This is a genomic window from Microbacterium psychrotolerans (assembly GCF_031085295.1).
Classification (GTDB): domain Bacteria; phylum Actinomycetota; class Actinomycetes; order Actinomycetales; family Microbacteriaceae; genus Microbacterium; species Microbacterium psychrotolerans.
Map to the genome: position 1 here is coordinate 622879 of NZ_JAVFWO010000003.1, position 17852 is coordinate 640730.

At 69.6% G+C, this 17852-nt stretch carries 16 protein-coding genes; 11 read left to right on the forward strand and 5 right to left on the reverse strand.

All coding sequences use genetic code 11. From position 1 onward, the window contains the following. Nucleotides 1-25: 25 nt before the first annotated feature. On the forward strand, nt 26-334 hold the full coding sequence (locus tag Q9R08_RS11795) for a hypothetical protein (RefSeq protein ID WP_308868212.1): 309 nt from the start codon (nt 26-28) through the stop codon (nt 332-334). A 115-nt stretch (nt 335-449) separates the two neighbouring features. Here the strand turns inward: Q9R08_RS11795 and Q9R08_RS11800 are convergent, their stop codons facing one another. After that, on the reverse strand, nt 450-1160 hold the full coding sequence (locus Q9R08_RS11800) for an IclR family transcriptional regulator (RefSeq protein ID WP_308868213.1): 711 nt from the start codon (nt 1158-1160) through the stop codon (nt 450-452). A gap of 160 nt (nt 1161-1320) precedes the next feature. On the opposite strand from Q9R08_RS11800, the gene Q9R08_RS11805 reads away from it, so the two are divergent. The 4 genes from Q9R08_RS11805 to Q9R08_RS11820 all read left to right on the forward strand — a co-directional run bounded on the left by Q9R08_RS11805 (nt 1321) and on the right by Q9R08_RS11820 (nt 6918). Continuing rightward, nucleotides 1321-3273, forward strand: a complete 1953-nt coding sequence (locus tag Q9R08_RS11805) for an FAD-dependent monooxygenase (RefSeq protein ID WP_308868214.1) — start codon at nt 1321-1323, stop codon at nt 3271-3273. Between the two features lie 159 nt (nt 3274-3432). Next, nucleotides 3433-4902, forward strand: a complete 1470-nt coding sequence (locus Q9R08_RS11810; protein ID WP_308868489.1) for an NAD-dependent succinate-semialdehyde dehydrogenase — start codon at nt 3433-3435, stop codon at nt 4900-4902. A gap of 166 nt (nt 4903-5068) precedes the next feature. Next, nucleotides 5069-5740: a VOC family protein gene (locus tag Q9R08_RS11815; RefSeq protein WP_308868215.1), complete on the forward strand. Its 672-nt coding sequence runs from the start codon at nt 5069-5071 to the stop codon at nt 5738-5740. A 227-nt stretch (nt 5741-5967) separates the two neighbouring features. Then, entirely contained in the window at nt 5968-6918 is a 951-nt protein-coding gene (locus tag Q9R08_RS11820; protein WP_308868216.1) for a manganese catalase family protein, read from the forward strand. 75 nt (nt 6919-6993) lie between these two features. Here Q9R08_RS11820 and Q9R08_RS11825 read toward each other — a convergent pair whose 3' ends face one another. Then, on the reverse strand, nt 6994-7359 hold the full coding sequence (locus Q9R08_RS11825) for a DoxX family protein (protein WP_308868217.1): 366 nt from the start codon (nt 7357-7359) through the stop codon (nt 6994-6996). 112 nt (nt 7360-7471) lie between these two features. Here Q9R08_RS11825 and Q9R08_RS11830 point away from each other — a divergent pair, with 112 nt between their 5' ends. Both Q9R08_RS11830 and Q9R08_RS11835 read left to right on the forward strand, forming a co-directional pair. Beyond that, nucleotides 7472-7903 carry a winged helix-turn-helix transcriptional regulator gene (locus tag Q9R08_RS11830; protein WP_308868218.1) on the forward strand — a complete coding sequence of 144 codons (432 nt, stop codon included), beginning with the start codon at nt 7472-7474 and terminating at the stop codon, nt 7901-7903. A 50-nt stretch (nt 7904-7953) separates the two neighbouring features. Further along, nucleotides 7954-9036 (forward strand): winged helix DNA-binding domain-containing protein, encoded by a 1083-nt coding sequence (locus tag Q9R08_RS11835; protein ID WP_308868219.1) that lies wholly within the window; start codon nt 7954-7956, stop codon nt 9034-9036. Between the two features lie 83 nt (nt 9037-9119). On the opposite strand, the gene Q9R08_RS11840 is transcribed toward Q9R08_RS11835, so the two are convergent. Next, nucleotides 9120-10556 (reverse strand): helix-turn-helix domain-containing protein, encoded by a 1437-nt coding sequence (locus tag Q9R08_RS11840; protein ID WP_308868220.1) that lies wholly within the window; start codon nt 10554-10556, stop codon nt 9120-9122. Nucleotides 10557-10697: 141 nt separating this feature from the next. On the opposite strand from Q9R08_RS11840, the gene Q9R08_RS11845 reads away from it, so the two are divergent. Further along, a complete protein-coding gene (locus Q9R08_RS11845; protein WP_308868221.1) occupies nt 10698-12593 on the forward strand; it encodes a phosphoenolpyruvate carboxykinase (GTP) in 1896 nt (631 codons plus the stop codon). 146 nt (nt 12594-12739) lie between these two features. Here the strand turns inward: Q9R08_RS11845 and Q9R08_RS11850 are convergent, their stop codons facing one another. Both Q9R08_RS11850 and Q9R08_RS11855 read right to left on the reverse strand, forming a co-directional pair. Next, on the reverse strand, nt 12740-14743 hold the full coding sequence (locus Q9R08_RS11850) for an ABC transporter ATP-binding protein (protein WP_308868222.1): 2004 nt from the start codon (nt 14741-14743) through the stop codon (nt 12740-12742). 26 nt (nt 14744-14769) lie between these two features. After that, a complete protein-coding gene (locus Q9R08_RS11855) occupies nt 14770-14985 on the reverse strand; it encodes an AsnC family protein (RefSeq protein WP_163617630.1) in 216 nt (71 codons plus the stop codon). Nucleotides 14986-15162: 177 nt separating this feature from the next. On the opposite strand from Q9R08_RS11855, the gene Q9R08_RS11860 reads away from it, so the two are divergent. The 3 genes from Q9R08_RS11860 to Q9R08_RS11870 all read left to right on the forward strand — a co-directional run bounded on the left by Q9R08_RS11860 (nt 15163) and on the right by Q9R08_RS11870 (nt 17851). Beyond that, the gene (locus tag Q9R08_RS11860; RefSeq protein WP_308868223.1) at nt 15163-16104 is read left to right on the forward strand and encodes an ABC transporter ATP-binding protein; all 942 of its coding nucleotides are present in this window, start codon (nt 15163-15165) and stop codon (nt 16102-16104) included. Between the two features lie 119 nt (nt 16105-16223). Next, the gene (locus Q9R08_RS11865) at nt 16224-17027 is read left to right on the forward strand and encodes an ABC transporter permease (RefSeq protein ID WP_308868490.1); all 804 of its coding nucleotides are present in this window, start codon (nt 16224-16226) and stop codon (nt 17025-17027) included. Continuing rightward, nucleotides 17024-17851 (forward strand): ABC transporter permease, encoded by an 828-nt coding sequence (locus Q9R08_RS11870; RefSeq protein ID WP_308868224.1) that lies wholly within the window; start codon nt 17024-17026, stop codon nt 17849-17851. Before Q9R08_RS11865 ends, Q9R08_RS11870 begins: the two co-directional genes overlap by 4 nt. Nucleotide 17852: the final 1 nt, after the last annotated feature.

Genomic DNA, 17852 nt, shown 5'->3' on the forward strand with positions numbered 1-17852 from the left:
TAGGTCTTCCGCCAAGATGGGAGTCATGAAGACGATCCAGCTGCGCCGGTACACGCTCGTCGACGGGGAGTACGACGCCTTCGTCGCCTGGTGGAACGAATGGATGCCGAAGGTGCGACCCGCCGCGGGCTTCGCCATCGAGTTCGCCTACGGGCTGCCCGAGACCAACGAGTTCGTGTGGGCGGTCAGCGCCGAGGGCGACGCCGACGACTTCGTGGCCCTCGAGCAGGAGTACCTGGGCTCCGAGGCGCGCGCAGAGGCCTTCGCGGGCGTGCCGCAGCGGGTCGCGGAGTACAACATCCGCCTGGTGACCGAGTACCCGACCGGGGCCTGACGACACCGCCTCCTCAGGTTTCCGGCGGCAGCCGCGTGGCAGCGGATCCGGCGGGCTCCGGGCGCCAGATCCGAGGAGGTGTGGCAGCGCCGCCGCGCGGACTGCTCCGCCGGCATCAGCCTCCGAGAGCGTCGCGGATCGCGGTGGCCGACTCCGTCAGGCGCACCGCGATCTCGTCGTCGCTGTGCGCGCTGGCCACGAACACGACGGCGATCGCCGCCGGGCCGCGCCCGCGCACGACGAGCGGCACAGCGACGGCGCGCAGGCTCGGGATGACCTCGTCGTGGCTGGTCGCGAAGCCGCGGGCCGCGGCATCCCTCACCTCCGCTGCGAGCGCGTCCGACACCTCGCCGGGCCACGAGGGCTCGGGCAGCAGCGACAGGATCGCCTTGCCCGGTGCGCCGCGCGTGATCGGATGCCGCGTCCCCGGCCGCTGCGCGACGGGGTTCACGGCGTGCCGCGGCTCGACGCTCGAGAGCGTCACGCACTCGTCGTGGTCGAGCACGGCGAGGAAGCACGTCACACCCAGATCGCCGGCGACCGCGGTGAGCTCGGGGAGGGCCTCGGCTTGGAGATCGTGCGCCACGCCCGCGGCGAGGGCGGCCATCCGCGCGCCGAGTTCGACGCGGCCGGCGGGGTCGCGCTCGACCAGCCCGTGGTCCTCGAGCGTGCGCAGCAGCCGGTAGGCGACCGAGCGGTGCACGTCGAGGCGCTGGGCGATCTCGTCGATCGACAGCGGGCCGCGCGCCTCGGCGAGCACTTCGAGGATCCGGATGCCGCGGCTCAGCGTCTGCGAAGCGGGAGCGGAGGAGGGGGCAGAGGACACGAGGCTCGCTGTCTCGTCGCACGGCGGTCTTGCCGCGTCGACGCGGGTCGTATACGATCTGTTCAATAGTAGAACGGCGTGTTCGAATATAGAACACGCGGAGGATCGAAACAAGCCCCCGGCCACAAGCCCTCGACACCGTCGTCCGAGGAGGACACCGATGCAGTTCCACCACCACGGTTACGTCTCCGCCGACCCGCGGGTGCAGGATGCCGCCGGCACCGGCGTCGATCGCCCCGCCGAACTGCCCGACGAGGTGGATCTGCTCATCGTCGGATCAGGTCCCGCCGGCATGCTGCTCGCCGCGCAGATGTCGCAGTTCCCGGGCGTCACGACGCGCATCATCGAGCGCCGCGAGGGACGCCTCGTGCTGGGCCAGGCCGACGGCATCCAGCCGCGCAGCGTCGAGACGTTCCAGGCGTTCGGATTCGCCGAGCGCATCATCGCCGAGGCGTACAACATCGCCTACATGAACTTCTGGGGTCCCGACCCCGAGAACCCGCGCAACATCATCCGCACCGCGCGCACCGAGGACTACGCGTTCAAGATCAGCGAGTTCCCGCACCTCATCGTGAACCAGGCGCGCGTGCTCGACTACTTCGCCGAGGCCGCCGCGCACGGCCCCGGCCGCATCGTCCCCGACTACGGCGTCGAGTTCGTCGGTCTCACCGTGCACGACGGCGCCGGCGACGACGTGGGCGACAGCGCCGGCAACGGAGCCGACGCGCACCCGGTCGAGGTCCGCCTGCGGTACACGGCGGGGGAGCGCGCCGGCGAGGAGCGCACCATCCGCGCCAAGTACGTGGTCGGCTCCGATGGGGCCCGCAGCGGCGTGCGCGAGGCGATCGGGCGCCGCCACGTCGGCGCCTTCGCCGCCCACGCGTGGGGCGTCATGGACGTGCTCGTCAACACCGACTTCCCCGACTGGCGCACCAAATGCGCGATCAACTCCACCGCCGGCAACATCCTCCACATCCCGCGCGAGGGCGGGTATCTGAGCCGGATGTACATCGACCTCGGCGAGGTCGCGGCCGACGACGATCACCGCGTGCGGCAGACGCCGATCGAGGAGGTCATCCGCAGGGCGAACGAGATCCTCCACCCGTACTCGATCGACGTGAAGCAGGTCGCGTGGCACAGCGTGTACGAGGTGGGCCACCGCGTCACCGACAAGTTCGACGACGTCGACGTCGACCAGGGCCACGACCCCCGTGTCTTCCTCACCGGCGACGCCTGCCACACCCACAGCGCCAAGGCCGGGCAGGGCATGAACGTCTCGATGCAGGACGGCTTCAACCTCGGTTGGAAGCTCGGGCACGTCCTCACCGGCCTCAGCCCCGCGTCGCTGCTCTCGACCTACTCGGCCGAGCGCCAGCCCGTCGCCCAGCAGCTCATCGACTTCGATCGCGAATGGTCGGCGCTCATGGCCCGCAAGCCCGAGGAGATCTCCGACCCGCAGGAGCTCGCCACGTTCTACCTCGGCACAGCCGAGTTCCCGTCCGGATTCATGACGCAGTACGGCCCCTCGATGATCGTGACGGATGCCGCGCACCAGGCCCTCGCCGAGGGCTTCCCGCTGGGCAAGCGCTTCAAGTCGGTCGAGGTGGTCCGCGTGTGCGACGGCAACGCCGTACACCTCGGGCATCACGCCAAGGCCGACGGCCGGTGGCGCGTCTACGCCTTCGCCGACGCGCCGGCGGCGGGAGAGGCATCCGTCCTCGCCGACTGGGCGGAGTTCATGGCATCGCCCCAGTCGCCCGTGCACCGCTTCACGCCGGAGGGCGCCGACATCGACGCCGTCTTCGATGTGAAGGTCGTCTACCAGCAGGGCTTCGACGACGTCGACATCGCCCGGGTGCCCGAGCTGTTCCTGCCGCGGACGGGACCGCTCGGACTGATCGACTGGGAGAAGGTCTACGCCGCAGCGCCCAGCGCCTGGACGACGACCGACATCTTCGACGAGCGCGGCCTGTCGCGCGACGGCGTCGTGGTCGTCGTGCGGCCCGACCAGTACGTCGCCGCGGTGCTCCCGCTCCAGGCGACCGATGAGCTCGACACCTTCTTCTCCCAGGTGTTCCTCCCCCAGCACCAGCCGGCGGCGGTCGTCGGCTGAGCCGGTCCCCGGCGGCGAAACAACACACAGAGCTGTACATCGCGTATATCGGCCGCTTCGGCGGCGGCGGGCAGAATTGGCCCGGTAGACATCGACAGAACGGATGCCGTGTACGAGCGGCATCCGTGAACCGACAAGGGAGTCCCCGTGACCACGACGATCACCGAAACCCGTGAGTCCGAGCTGCTGGCGTCCGTGCCCGACGGGCTGTTCATCGGCGGGCAGTGGCGCGCGGCATCCGGCGACAAGACGCTGAAGGTCTACGACCCCTCCAACGGCGAGGTCGTCAAGGAGATCGCGAACGCGTCGCCCGAGGACGGCAAGGCCGCGCTCGATGCGGCGGTGGAGGCGTTCCCCGCATGGGCGGCGACGCCGGCGCGCGAACGCGCCGAGATCCTGCGTCGCGCGTTCGACCTGCTGCAGGAGCGCAAGGAGGACTTCGCGCTGCTGATGACAATCGAGATGGGCAAGCCGCTGGCAGAGGCGCGCGGCGAAGTCGCGTACGGCGGCGAGTTCCTGCGCTGGTTCAGCGAGGAGACGGCTCGCGTGCAGGGCCGCTACGGCGCCAACCCCGAGGGCACCGGCCGCATGATCGTGTCGCAGCACCCTGTCGGTCCGTGCTTCCTGATCACGCCGTGGAACTTCCCGCTCGCGATGGCGACCCGCAAGATCGCGCCGGCGCTGGCAGCAGGCTGCACCGTGGTGATCAAGCCCGCCGAGCTCACGCCGCTGACCACGCTGTTCTTCGCGAAGCTCCTCGAGGACGCGGGCCTGCCGAAGGGCGTCGTCAACGTGTTCACGACCTCGACCTCGGGCGCCGTGTCGGAGCCGATCATCCGCGACCCGCGACTGCGCAAGCTCTCGTTCACCGGGTCGACGCAGGTCGGTCAGCGCCTGCTCGAGCAGGCCGCCCAGGGGGTGCTGCGCACGTCGATGGAGCTCGGCGGCAACGCGCCGTTCGTGGTCTTCGACGACGCCGACCTCGACAAGGCGGTGGACGGCGCGATGCTCGCGAAGTTCCGCAACATCGGCCAGGCGTGCACGGCCGCTAACCGGTTCATCGTGCACCGCTCGGTCGCGGACGAGTTCGCCCGCCGCGTCACCGAGCGCGTCAACGGCTTCACCGTCGGCCGCGGCACCGAGGAGGGCGTCACCATCGGCCCGCTCATCGACGACCGCGCCGTCGCCAAGGCGTCGCAGCTGGTGCAGGATGCCGTCTCGCGCGGGGCGAAGGTCGCCACCGGCGGCAACGAGATCGACGGGCCGGGGACGTTCTACGAGCCGACCGTCGTCACCGACGTGCAGCCGGGGTCCGACATCCTCCGCGAGGAGATCTTCGGACCGGTGCTCGCCATCATCCCGTTCGACACCGAGGACGACGCCGTGCGCCTCGCCAACGACACCGAGTACGGCCTCGTCTCCTACGTCTTCACCGAGAGCCTCGCCCGCGGTCAGCGCATGATCGAGCGCCTCGAGACCGGCATGATGGGGCTGAACATGGGCGTCGTCTCGAACGCCGCGGCCCCGTTCGGCGGCTGGAAGATGTCGGGTCTCGGCCGCGAGGGCGGCGCCGAGGGCATCCACGAGTACCTGCAGACGAAGTACACCCTCACGCCGAACCCGTTCTGAACCGCGCCTGAATCGAAGAAATGAGATGAGCGGGTGCCCCGGGAGGGGGCATCCGCTCATCTCTCTGTTCCGCTTCGTGGCGTGGAAGTGAAGATCGGATGCCGCTCAGGCCTCCCTCGTGTCCGGCCTCCCACTACTCTGGGCGCAAGCGAGCGAAGGAGCTCTCATGGGCGAGTCGACGAGCGGTTCGGGCTGGATCTCCGCGGCCGAGTTCCACCGGGCGGCGGGGGTCTCCGACTGGCGTGTCACCGGTACGGGCCCGCAGGCCGTGTTCACCTCGACATCGCTGTCGCATGCGGCCGGCCTCCTCGCGCCGGTCATCACCGCCGCCGAGCGATTCGGCGTACTGCCCGATGTCGACGTGCGTCCCGAGGCAGTCGTGGTGCGCATCCCCTACCGCAGCCCGGAGGGCATCCCCGCGGCCGCCACGGCGTTCGCCGCTGCCGTCTCCCGAGCCGCGGCCCAGCTGCAGCTGACGCCGGATCCCTCGCTCGCGCAGTCGATCGGCATCTACGTCGCCCAGCACTCGCAGGCCGATGTGCGACCGTTCTTCACCGCCGCGCTCGGCTACGACGCCTTCGGAGACACGGATGCCGTCGACCCGCTGCGCTGCGGGCCGCAGCTCGCCTTCAATCCCATCAGCGGCGACTCCCCGGCGAGGGGCCGGACGCACTTCGACGTCTTCGTGCCGGCCGACCAGGCCCGCACGCGAGTGGATGCCGCGCTCGCCGCCGGCGGCAGACTCGTCGACGACGCGCACGCACCCGCGTGGTGGTCTCTCGCGTCTCCGGACAACCACGGCGTCGACATCGCGTCCTGGACCGACACCTTCGACTGATACGTGCTCGCCGCCGTGACCTCACGGCTGCCATCGATGCCGTTCCCGGTCTGCTCGGCCGCGCCGGCTCGGCGTTCCCGCATGCCGTGGCGATCGCGATCGCGCTCGATGAACGTCGGAGTGAGGCTGCGCGATAGTACGCGCCGTGGCCGGCCGTGTCCATCCCGGTGCCATCGCCCTGATCGGGACCACAACGTAGAGGCCACATCCACATCGGAAGGAACCTCATGTACTTTCACCTCCAGAACCTGATCAACCCCATCGAGCAGGATGAGCCGGATCCCGCCGCGGCGAACGCGTTGCAGGAAGGCCTGGGTGGTCAGTTCGGCGAGATGCGCACGATGATGCAGTACCTGTTCCAGAGCATCAACTTCCGCGGCGCCAACGCGAAGCCGTACAAGGACCTCATCCAGGGCATCGGCACCGAGGAGATCAGTCACGTCGAGCTGATCGGGACGACGATCGCGCGCCTGCTGGATGGGTCCCCCGAGTATCGGGGCAAGCCGGACGACCCGGTCGATCTCCCGGGCGCACGGGGAGCGACCCCTCTGAACATCGCGCTGGACCACGGCAACATCCATCACTATCTGGTGGGGGCTCAGGGTGCACTGCCGGTGGACGCGGTCGGAAACCCCTGGAGCGGCAGCTACGTCTACAACTCCGGCAACCTCGTCCTCGACCTGCTCTACAACCTCATGCTCGAATCCACCGGTCGCCTCCAGAAATGCCGGCTGTATGAGATGACCGACAACAAGACCGCTCGATCCACGATCTCGTACCTGATCGTGCGAGACCAGGCGCACGAGAACGCCTACGCCAGGGCCCTCGAAACGCTCGGCGTCAACTGGAGGACCGCTCTGCCCATCCCCAAGACCAGCGCCGAGCGGTTCCCCGAGGTGAAGCGGCTGCTCGACCTGGGCCTGCAGAGCAAGCAGTACTCGTTCGATCTCGGCGACCAGTCCGAGGCGGGGAGGATCTTCCAGGGCATATCGCCCTCGGACGACGGCACCCAGCTCGACGCCACCGAGCAGGCACCCGAGGGCGTGCCCATCCAGATCGCACCCGAGCGCCCCGAGGAGTTCTCTCCCGGCGCCGACCCGGAGCTGATGGCGCTCATCGAAGCCACGGCGGCGATGGAGATGGCCGACATCGATGCCACTTTCGGCAAACTCGGCTGACGCCGGGCGCTTATCCACAGCGAGCAGAGCGGATGCCGCAGCCGCGGCATCCGCTCTCCTGCATGTCACGAGGGGTCAGAGCACCACGAGGAAGCCCAGTACCGCACTCGCTGCCGAGAGCACGGCGAGGACGATCGAGGGCGTCGCGTTCTCCTTGCGACGGGCGTGAACGACGATCGCGCCGACCATGACGACGGTGAGCGCAGTCGCGGCGATCGGAGTGAGGACCGGCGCGATGCCCGTGAGCAGAGGGAGGATCAGGCCGATGCCTCCGATGAGTTCGGCTGCGCCGATGAGCTTGACGGTCGGGTCGGCGAAATCGTCCGCCCAGCTCATGCCGCTCGCGACGAGGGCGGTCTTCGGGCGGGCGATCTTCATCGAACCCGCCGCGATGAACGCGAGAGCGAGCAGGCCGTTGAGGATCCAGAGGGCGATGGTCATGTGGTACTCCAGGAAGGGATCGTGGGGTCTGTTACTGTTTGTAAGCAACCCCATGATGCGTCACTCGAAAGAGGCGTACAAAAGGCACACGGATGTAAGTAGGTGACATCGGATGGCGAAGGCACTCACCGTCGAAGTCGCGGGTGCGCCCGCGCTCACCGGGTACGAGCGTTCGTGCGAGGGGGACCCGTCGGGCACCGATCACGGACGCGCGATCCGCCACGTCCTCGACCGCATCGGCGACAAATGGTCGCTGCTCGTCATCGGAACGCTGCGCGGCGAGCGTCTGCGCTTCACCGAGCTCCAGCGCCACATCCCGGGCATCTCGCAGCGCATGCTGACGCTCACGCTCCGCCAGCTCGAGCGGGACGGCCTCATCACACGCACCGTCCACGCCGAGGTGCCGCCGCGCGTCGAGTACGAGCTCACCGAACTCGGCGGCACGCTCATCCAGCTCGCTATGGCGCTCGCCGACTGGGCCATCGAGAACCAGCCGAGCATCGAGCGATCCCGCGCGGCCTACGACGACGCACATCAGCGCTGACCCCGCGATCGCGGACACCGCACGTCCGCGGGCTGCGCCATGATGGGCGCATGGACGCAGCCTCCACCACGCGCGACGCACGGCTCCGGTCCCATCGGCTGAGCGCTCCCGCGCCGAGCGTCGCCGACGCCGCCCGGCACATGCTGGCGACCCAGGGCCAGGAGTTCTGGGGCGGGCGTTGGGCCCTCGCCGCCCGCACGAGCGGCAGGACCACGATCCGCGACGTCGACGCCGCATTCGATCGCGGCGCGATCGTCCGGTCATGGACCATGCGCGGGACGATCCACGTCATCCCCGGCGAGGACCTCGCGTGGGTGCTGTCGATCACAGGGGAGCGGCAGCGTCGGCAGGCGGCGGGCGTGCACCGGGCCGAAGGTATCGACGCGCCGGAGCTCGATCGCGCCGAGGTCGCCGTGCGCGCCGCGCTCGGCGGCGGCAACCGCCTGACGCGCAAGGAGCTCTTCGAGGTGCTCGAGCTCGCGGGTGTGTCGACCGCCAAGCAGCGCGGCTACCACCTGCTGGTCGCGCTGTCGCTGCGCGGGGTGGTGTGCCAGGGACCTGTCGTGCCACGCGAGACCGGCCCGACCCGCGAGCAGTACCTCGTTCTCGTCGACGAGTGGGTGCATGCGCCTGCGACGCCGGCGGATCCGCTCGCCGAGTACTTCTTCCGCTTCATCGCCTCGCACGGGCCGGCAGGCGCCCGGGACTTCGCGTGGTGGTCGTCGCTGCCACTCGGGACCGCCCGCAGTGCGGCGGAAGCGGCATCCGATCGCCTGGTCGTCGTCGGTGAGGAACCCGAGCCCCAGTACATCGTCGCGGGCGAGCGACCGCGGCTCGTGCCGACCGCACCCGAGGTCGTCGCGCTCCCGCCGTTCGAGGAGTACTACATCTCGTACGCCGATCGAACCGTCCCGTGCGCGCCGGAGTTCCTGACTGCGATCGGTCCGAGCATGAACGGGATCGTGCGGCCGATCATCGTGGCGCGGGGTCAGATCGTGGGCGTCTGGACGCACTCGGTCGCCGTCGGCCGTCACGCCGACGATCCGATCCCCGAGCTGTTCACGGCCGCGCTGTCGACCGACGAGGAAGTCGCGGCCGCACTCGACCGCTACCGCGACTTCATCACCGCCTAGCTGGCTTCGTCTCCCCGCGCGCGCTCGGCAAGGGCTGGGGACGGGTCGTCGGGCGAGGAACGAGCGGGACCACGCACGCCGGGTCAGGCGTGGCGGTCGAGGAAGTCGTAGACCTCGTTGTCGTCGACACCGGGGAACGCGCCCCGGGGGAGCGGAGAGAACATCTGCATGTGCACGCGCGCGCTCGGCCACGCCTTGCCCGACCAGCGCTCCGACACGTCTGAGGCGACACGTCGGCAGCACGACTCGTCGGGGCACGTCGAGGTCGCCCGCTTCTGCGTCTCGCGCCCGCGGAACCACCGCGCGTCGTCGAACGGCACGCCCACGGTGATCGAGAACTCGCCCTCCGACGTCGTGCCGGTCTGGGTCGAGCACCAGTACGTGCCCGCGGGAGTGTCGGTGTACTGGTAGTGCTCGGTGGTGCGGTTCTGCTCCGAGAATGCGGCGCGCGCCGAGAACTTGCGGCACGCGATCTGCCCGTCCACGGCGCCGGTGACGTCCATCGGAAGGGGCAGGTCGTCGTTCTCGTAGACGCGGGTGATGGCACCCGACCCGTCGACGCGGAGGAAGTGCAGCTTGATCCCCAGGTGGTGGGTCGCGAGGTTGGTCAGGCGCATGCCCGCCGCCTCGTGGGTGACGCCGAACGCGTCGCGGAAATCCTCGACCGCGAGGTTGCGGTCCTTCTTCGCCTGCTGCAGGAAGGCGACCGACGCCGTCTCGGGCATGAGGCAGCACGCCGCGTAGTAGTTGATCTCGAGTCGCTGCTGCAGGAAGTCGGCGTAGTCCGTCGGACGCTTGTGGCCGAGCAGGCGGTGTGCCATCGCCTGCAGCGCCATCGACCGCAGACCATGACCGCCGGGGATGGATGCCGGAGGCAGATAGATGCGGCCGTGCTCGAGGTCGGTCACCGAGCGGGTCGAATGCGGCAGGTCGTTGACGTAGATGAGCTCGAAGCCGAGCTTCTCGGCCATGATGCTGACCGTGCGGTGCGTGAGCGCGCCCGAGACGTGCCCGGCCGACTTCAGCTGCTTCTCGGCGAGCTTCTCGATGTCGGGCAGGTAGTTGTCGCGCTCGCGCATCATGAGCCGCAGCTCGGTGTTGGCGCGACGCGCCTCCTCGGGTGTGGCGATGGCCTCGCGCTCCCGGCGCTGCAGCTCGCGGTGCAGGCCCAGGATCGACTCGAGCGTGTCGTCGCTCATGCCCTTCGACACCTTGATCGGCGGCACGCCCAGCTGGCGGAAGACGGAGCTGGTCTGGGCGCGCTCGAGCTCGATCTCGAGCGCCGCCCGCCGGTTCGGCGGCTCGGTCGACAGGAGCTCGGCCACGTCGACGCCGGTGGCGGTCGCGATCGCCTGGAGCAGCGAGAGCTTCGGCTCGCGCTTCCCGTTCTCGATGAGACTGAGCTGGCTTCCGGCGACGCCGACCAGGGCTCCGAGCTCGTCCAGGGTGTAGCCATGGGCCAGGCGCTGATGACGGATGCGGTGGCCCAGGGTCGACAGTTCCAGGGAGGTGGGGGGCATTCCTTGATGCTAGCGAAAGAATCGCAACTCTTGACACGAGATTTCGTGGGAAGAGGCATCCATCACGGTCGAAAGTAGAGGAAGAGCACGAATCTGCATCGTCGAAACCATCTGACGGTCGAATCAACGAGGAGCGACACCATGGCCCTTGCCGACATCTTCACTCGAACCGAAGGCTCCGCCCCCGTGCGCCCCGCTGCCACGACGACCGGCACCACGCGGACGTATGGCGAACTGCCGACCGTTCAGGGTGAGGGCATGGTCGCACTGCGCGCCTGGGTCGACGAGATCGCCACGCTCACCCGGCCTGCGCGCGTGCACTGGGTCGACGGCTCCCGTGCCGAGAACGACGCGCTGCTGCGCGAGATGGTCGACGAGGGCAAGCTCATCAAGCTGAACCCCGAGTGGCGCCCGGGCTCCTACCTCGCACGCTCGCACCCCAGCGACGTCGCTCGGACCGAGGCGCGCACCTTCATCGCCTCCGAGCGCGAGGAGGACGCCGGCCCCACAAACAACTGGGCCGCGCCCGACGAGATCCGCGCCACGATCACGCCGCTGTTCGAGGGATCGATGGTCGGGCGCACGATGTACGTCGTGCCGTTCTCGATGGGCCCCGTCGGCGGTCCGCTCTCGCACATCGGCGTGCAGGTCACCGACAGCGCCTACGCCGTCACCTCGATCGGCATCATGACCCGGGTGGGCACCGACGTGCTGCGTGAGATCGCCGGCGGCGCCCCCTGGGTCAAGACGGTGCACTCGGTGGGCGCGCCGTTGCAGCCGGGCCAGACCGACGTCGCGTGGCCCTGCAACGACGAGAAGTACATCGTGCACTTCCCCGACACCCTCGAGGTCTGGTCGTACGGGTCGGGCTACGGCGGCAACGCGATCCTCGCCAAGAAGTGCTTCGCCCTGCGCATCGCCTCGGTGATCGGCCGCGACGAGGGCTGGCTCGCTGAGCACATGCTGCTCATCCGTGTGATCGACCCCGCCGGCCGCGCGTACCACCTCGCCGCAGCCTTCCCGTCGGCGTGCGGCAAGACGAACCTCGCGATGCTCCGCCCGACGATCCCCGGCTGGCGCGTCGAGACCCTCGGCGACGACATCGCGTGGCTGCGTCCGGGTGAGGACGGCCGCCTCTGGGCGATCAACCCCGAGGCGGGCTTCTTCGGCGTCGCGCCGGGCACCGGCGCCGCCACCAACGTGACGGCGGTCGAGACGCTCTGGGGCAACACCATCTTCACGAACGTCGCGCTGCGTCCCGACGGCGACGTCTGGTGGGAGGGCCTGACCGAAGAGCCGCCGGCAGAGCTCACCGACTGGGAGGGGAACCCTTGGACTCCGGCATCCGGTCGCCCCGCCGCCCACCCGAACTCGCGTTTCACCGTGGCCGCCGCCCAGTGCCCGCAGATCGCCGACGACTGGGACGCGCCGCAGGGCGTGCCTCTCGACGCCATCCTCTTCGGCGGGCGCCGCGCCACCAACGTGCCGCTCGTGGTCGAGGCGACCGACTGGACGCACGGCGTGTTCATGGGCTCGAACGTCTCGTCCGAGCGCACCGCCGCGGCCGAGGGAACCGTCGGCGAACTGCGCCGCGACCCGTTCGCCATGCTCCCGTTCTGCGGCTACAACATGGCCGACTACTTCGCCCACTGGCTGAAGGTCGGGCAGAAGCTGCGGTTCGATCGCGCGCCGCGCGTGTTCCAGGTGAACTGGTTCCGCAAGGGCGCGGACGGACGCTTCCTGTGGCCGGGCTTCGGCGACAACTCGCGCGTCATCGACTGGATCATCCGGCGCATCGAGGGCGAGGTCGGCGCCGTCGAGAGCCCGATCGGCCGCCTCCCGCGCGCCGAGGACCTCGACCTCGAGGGCACCGACGTGACGCAGGCCGACCTCGACGAGCTCTTCGCCGTCGACCCCCAGCTGTGGCTGCAGGAGGCCGACCTCACCGAGGAGTTCTACCGCACCTTCGAGGGACGCGTGCCCGCTCCGCTGTGGGCCGAGCTCGCCGCACTGCGGTACCGCCTCCAGCGCGCGTGACCGCGGCGGACTCCCGCGTACACGAAGAGCGGATGCCCCGGCCCCACCTGTGCGGTGGCCGGGGCATCCTTCGTTCCCGCACTCCCGCCGGGGACGGTGACCGCCCGGTCGCGACGGCGGTGGCAGGATGGCGCGTACGCTGACGCTCAGACCAGCAGCTGGTGCTTCGCGAGGTCGCGGTAGAGCGGCGTGGTCTGCACCAGCTCGGAGTGCGTGCCCTGCCCGACGACCTGGCCGTGGTCCATCACGACGATGTGGTCGCTGTCGACGACGGTCGAGAGACGATGCGCGATCACGATGAGCGTGCGACCGGCGGCGACCGCGTCGATCGCCTCGCGCATGCGCTGCTCGTTGAGCCCGTCGAGCGACGAGGTCGACTCGTCGAGCAGCAGGATCGGGGGAGCGGCGAGCAGCGCCCGCGCGATCGCGAGACGCTGGCGCTCGCCGCCCGAGAGCATGACGCCCGACTCGCCCACCGGGGCGTCGACGCCGAGCGGGTTGCGGTCGAGCACGTCGCCGAGGTTCACGGCGCGCAGCACCGCTTCGCACTCGGCATCCGACGCCTCGGGCGACGCCAGCCGCAGGTTGTCGCCGATCGTCCCGGCGAGGGTCGGGGCGTCCTGCTCGACGTAGCCGAGCTGCGCGCGCAGCGCGTCGCGGTCGAGCGCCCGCACGTCGGTGCCGTCGAGCAGGATCGCGCCGCCGGTCGGGTCGTAGAAGCGCTCGATGAGCGCGAGGGTCGTGCTCTTCCCGGCGCCCGACGGACCGACGAGCGCGACGCGCGCACCCCGCGGCACCGAGAACGACACGCCTCGCAGCACGTCGCCATCGGCGGAGGCGGATGCCGAAGCATCCGCCCGCCCGCCCGCCGGAGCGGCGGCGGGCTCGTCGCCGAGCGCGATCGTGGACGTGTCGACGTGGGCGCTCTCGAGCACCGCCCGGGCCTCGGACTCCGCCTTGCGGCGCGCCTCGACGACGTTCTCCGGGTAACGGAACCTCACGTCGCGGAACTCGATCGCGGCCTCCGGGGCGGTCTCCGAGCCCGACGGCGTGCCGGCCCCGCGGACGCGGGCGGCCGTCTCGGCGTCGCTCTGCGACTCGGTCGGCAGGTCGAGCACCTCCTGGATGCGGCCGAGGGCGCCGAGCGCCTGGCTCACCGACGTGATCGCGCCGAAGAACGAGCCGAGGGGAGCGATCAGCATGAACAGGAACATGATGAAGGTCACGAGGCTGGCGATCGTCAGCGCGCCGGTCGCGACGCGGAAGCCGCCCAGGCCGATGACGACGAGCAGCGAGACCTGCAGCGCGATGCCGGCGATCGGCACGACGAGCGCCGACACCTTCGCGATGCGGACGCCCACGGTGTAGGCATCCGTCGCCTGCGCGGTGACCGACTGGACCTCTCGCTCCGTCGCGCCCGACGCGCGCACGGTGCGGATCGATCCCACCGCGCGCTCGACGCCCGAGGCGAGTGCGCCCACCTTCTCCTGCTGCTCGGTGGACGCGGTGCGGATGCGGCCGCTCAGGGTCACGACTCCGAGCACCGAGATGCCGATCACGAGCACGATGATCCCGAGCAGCACCGGGTCGATGACAGCCATCGCGATGAGGGCGCCGGCGAACAGCAGAGCGTTGCCGATCGAGTCGGCGAGGCCCTGGGTGAGCGCGGCGTAGAGGAGGGTGGTGTCGCTCCCGACGCGCGAGACGATGTCGCCGGTGCGACGCGCGTCGAACTCGCTGATCGGCAGGTGCAGGATGCGGGCGATGAGCCGGCGACGGCTCGAGTACACGACGGCGGTGCCGGTGCGCTGCAGCAGGTAGTGCTGCCATCCCGAGATGAGCGACGAGAGCAGCACGAACCCGACGAGCGCCCAGATCAGCAGGCCGAGGTCGAGGTTCTCCTGCACCCGCGTGATGACTTCACCGACCAGCAGCGGCTGAACCAGCGACGTGCCCGCGCTCAGGATGCTGAGCACGACCACCACGGCCAGCGTGCGCTTGTGCTCGAAGAGATAGGGGAGCAGCTGTCCGAAGCTGGCGCGGGGACCCTCGTCGGGCTTGCCGCGACGTCCGCGGCCGCGCGGGGCGCGAGGAGCAGACGCCGCAGGTGCCGCGGCGGCGGGGGCTTCGTCGAGTTCGGCGGAGGGCATGGGTGTACCTCGTTCGTGAAGGGGGCTTACCTTCGACCGTACTTCTTGTGGACGGCCTGTCGGCTCACGCCCAGGGCGCTTGCGATCGCCTGCCAGGAGAACCCGAGGTTGCGGGCCTTGCGCACCTGCACCTCTTCGGCGCGAGCGAGCTCGCGGCGCACCTCGGCGAGACGGTGCAGCTCGGCGAGCGGCTCGCGCGCGTCCGCCGCGCCGATCAGGGTGCGCAGGTCGTCACCGCTCATCGCGTCACCTCTCGTGGTGGCCGCCCATCGGAGGATGAGCTGTCGGATCGCGGATGCCGCGGGAGGCGGCATCCGTCGTCAACCGTAGTTGACACTCGCAGGTGTGTCAACTCGCATTGACGCCCTACGCTGCGTCCGGCGCTGTGCGGTGTCGGAGCGGAGGGTTAGTGTGGTGCGGTGCCTGCCCCCGTGATCACCGCTGAGAACCTCGTCAAGGCCTACAAGGTCAAAGGCAAGCCCGACTTCCTCGCCGTCGACGGCCTGTCGTTCGAGGTCGCGTCCGGTGAGTCGTTCGGCCTGCTCGGCCCGAACGGCGCGGGCAAGTCCACGACGATGAAGATGGTCGGCGCGGTCTCGACCCGTTCGGGCGGCGAGCTGTCGATCCTGGGGCTCGATCCCGACCGCTACGGACCCGAGATCCGCTCGCGACTGGGAGTGGTGCCGCAGCAGGACAACCTCGACGGTGAGCTCAACGCTCGCGAGAACCTCTACATCTACGGCCGCTACTTCGGGCTGCCCGGCAAGGTCTGCCACCAGAAGGCCGACGAGCTGCTGGCGTTCGCCCAGCTCGAAGACAAGGCGAAGAGCAAGGTCGAGCAGCTCTCCGGCGGTATGAAGCGCCGCCTCACGATCGCGCGAGGACTCATCAACGATCCGCGCATCCTGCTGCTCGACGAGCCGACCACGGGTCTGGACCCGCAGGCGCGCCACGTGCTGTGGGACCGCCTCTTCCGCCTCAAGGAGCGAGGCACGACGCTGGTGCTCACGACGCATTACATGGACGAGGCGGAGCAGCTCTGCGACCGGCTCATCGTCGTGGACAAGGGCCGCATCATGGCCGAGGGCACTCCCGCCTCGCTCATCCGCGAGCACTCCAGTCGCGAGGTGCTCGAGGTGCGCTTCGGCTCGGAGCGCAACGAGCAGGTCGCCCCGCAGCTCGAGGGCATCGGCGAACGCGTCGAGGTGCTGCCCGACCGCATCCTGGTCTACGCCCACGACGGCGAGGCGGCGCTCGAGGCGGTCACGCACCGTGGTCTGACGCCGATCACGTCGCTCGTGCGGCGCTCCAGCCTCGAGGATGTGTTCCTGCGCCTCACCGGAAGGTCGCTGATCGAATGACCTCCGTTCCCGAAGACGCTCAGCCCGCCGGCGGGTCCGGCGAGTCGCGCGTGCCGCCCGGCGGTGCGCCGTCCGCCACCGCCACACAGCTGTCGCTCGACGAACTGCGCGCAGAGGCGATGCAGTGGGGCCGCAGGCCTCGCGCATTCGGCACGTGGTACGTCACCGAGCACATGGTGCGCGCGATGCGCGCGTACGGCTGGACCATCATCGTCGGCGCCCTCGGGCAGCCGATCCTGTACTTGCTCGGCCTCGCGGTGGGACTCGCCGCCCTCATCGACGCACCCATCACGCAGAACGGCGTGGAGGTCTCGTACCTCGTGTTCGTCGCGCCGGCGCTGCTCATGACCGCGGCGATCTCGGTCGCGTCGGAGGAGTTCTCGTACCCGGTGATGGCCGGATTCAAGTGGCGTCGGTACTTCTTCGGCTTCAGCGCGACCGGACTCTCGCCAGGGCAGATCGCGGGCGGCGTCGTCGCCGGTGCGTCGGCGCGCATCATCGTCGTGGTGGTGGCGTACTACCTGTTCCTGTGGCTCTTCCAGGCGGTGCCCGACCCGGCGACGGGCTGGCTCACGATCCCGATCGGACTGCTCGCGGGCCTCGCCTTCGGCATCCCGTACATGGCATACGCCGCGTCGATCACGGACGACAAGGGCCAGGTCGCGCTCGTGCAGCGCTTCATCTTCATGCCGATGTTCCTCTTCTCGGGCACCTTCTACCCGCTGGCCACCCTGCCGCTGTGGCTGCAGTGGGTCGGGTGGGTCTCGCCGCTGTGGCACGCGACCGAACTCGGCCGCGTCGCCACGTACGGCCTGCCGGTCGATCCGTTCGCGATCGTGATCCACGTCGGGTATCTGCTGCTGCTGTCGATCGGCGGCTACGCCATCGGCCGGCGCATCTTCCAGAGGAGGCTCGGCGCATGACCGTCGCGACCGGAACCGAGACAGCGGTCGCGCGCACCGGCGGCGTGCGGGCGCTGTGGGCCGGCAACCCGCAGTCGGTCGTGCAGCGCGGTCTCATCGCGGCGCGCTCGTCGAGCTGGGCAGTTGTGCTGTCGGGCTTCTTCGAGCCGGTGTTCTACCTCGCCTCGATGGGGATCGGCCTCGGCTCCCTCATCGGCGATGTGCAGACCTCCAGCGGCATCGAGGTGCCGTACGCGGCCTTCATCGCTCCGGCGCTCCTCGCCGTCTCGGCGATGAACGGCGCGATCTACGACTCGACCTGGAACGTGTTCTTCAAGCTCAACTACGGCAAGCTCTACGAGGGCATGCTGGCGACCTCTCTGGGCCCGCTCGACGTCGCCCTCGGCGAGATCCTCTACGCGCTGCTGCGCGGCCTGCTCTACGCCACCGGCTTCATGATCATCATGCAGATCCTCGGGCTGAATCTGGCGTGGACGGCGATCCTCGCCCTGCCGGCCGTGCTCCTCATCGCCTTCGGCTTCGCGAGCCTCGGCATGGCGGTCACGAGCTACATGAAGACCTTCCAGCAGATGGACTGGATCAACTTCGTGCTGCTGCCGATGTTCCTGTTCTCCGCGACGCTCTACCCGATCACGATCTACCCGGAGTGGGTGCAGCACATCATCATGGCGTTCCCGCTGTGGCACGGCGTCGAGCTGGTGCGCGGGCTGACCACCGGCATCCTCACGCCCGAGATGTGGTGGCACGTGCTGTACTACGTCGTCATGATCGCGATCGGCCTCGTGTTCACCACGAAGCGTCTGCGCGCGCTGTTCCTCGACTGAG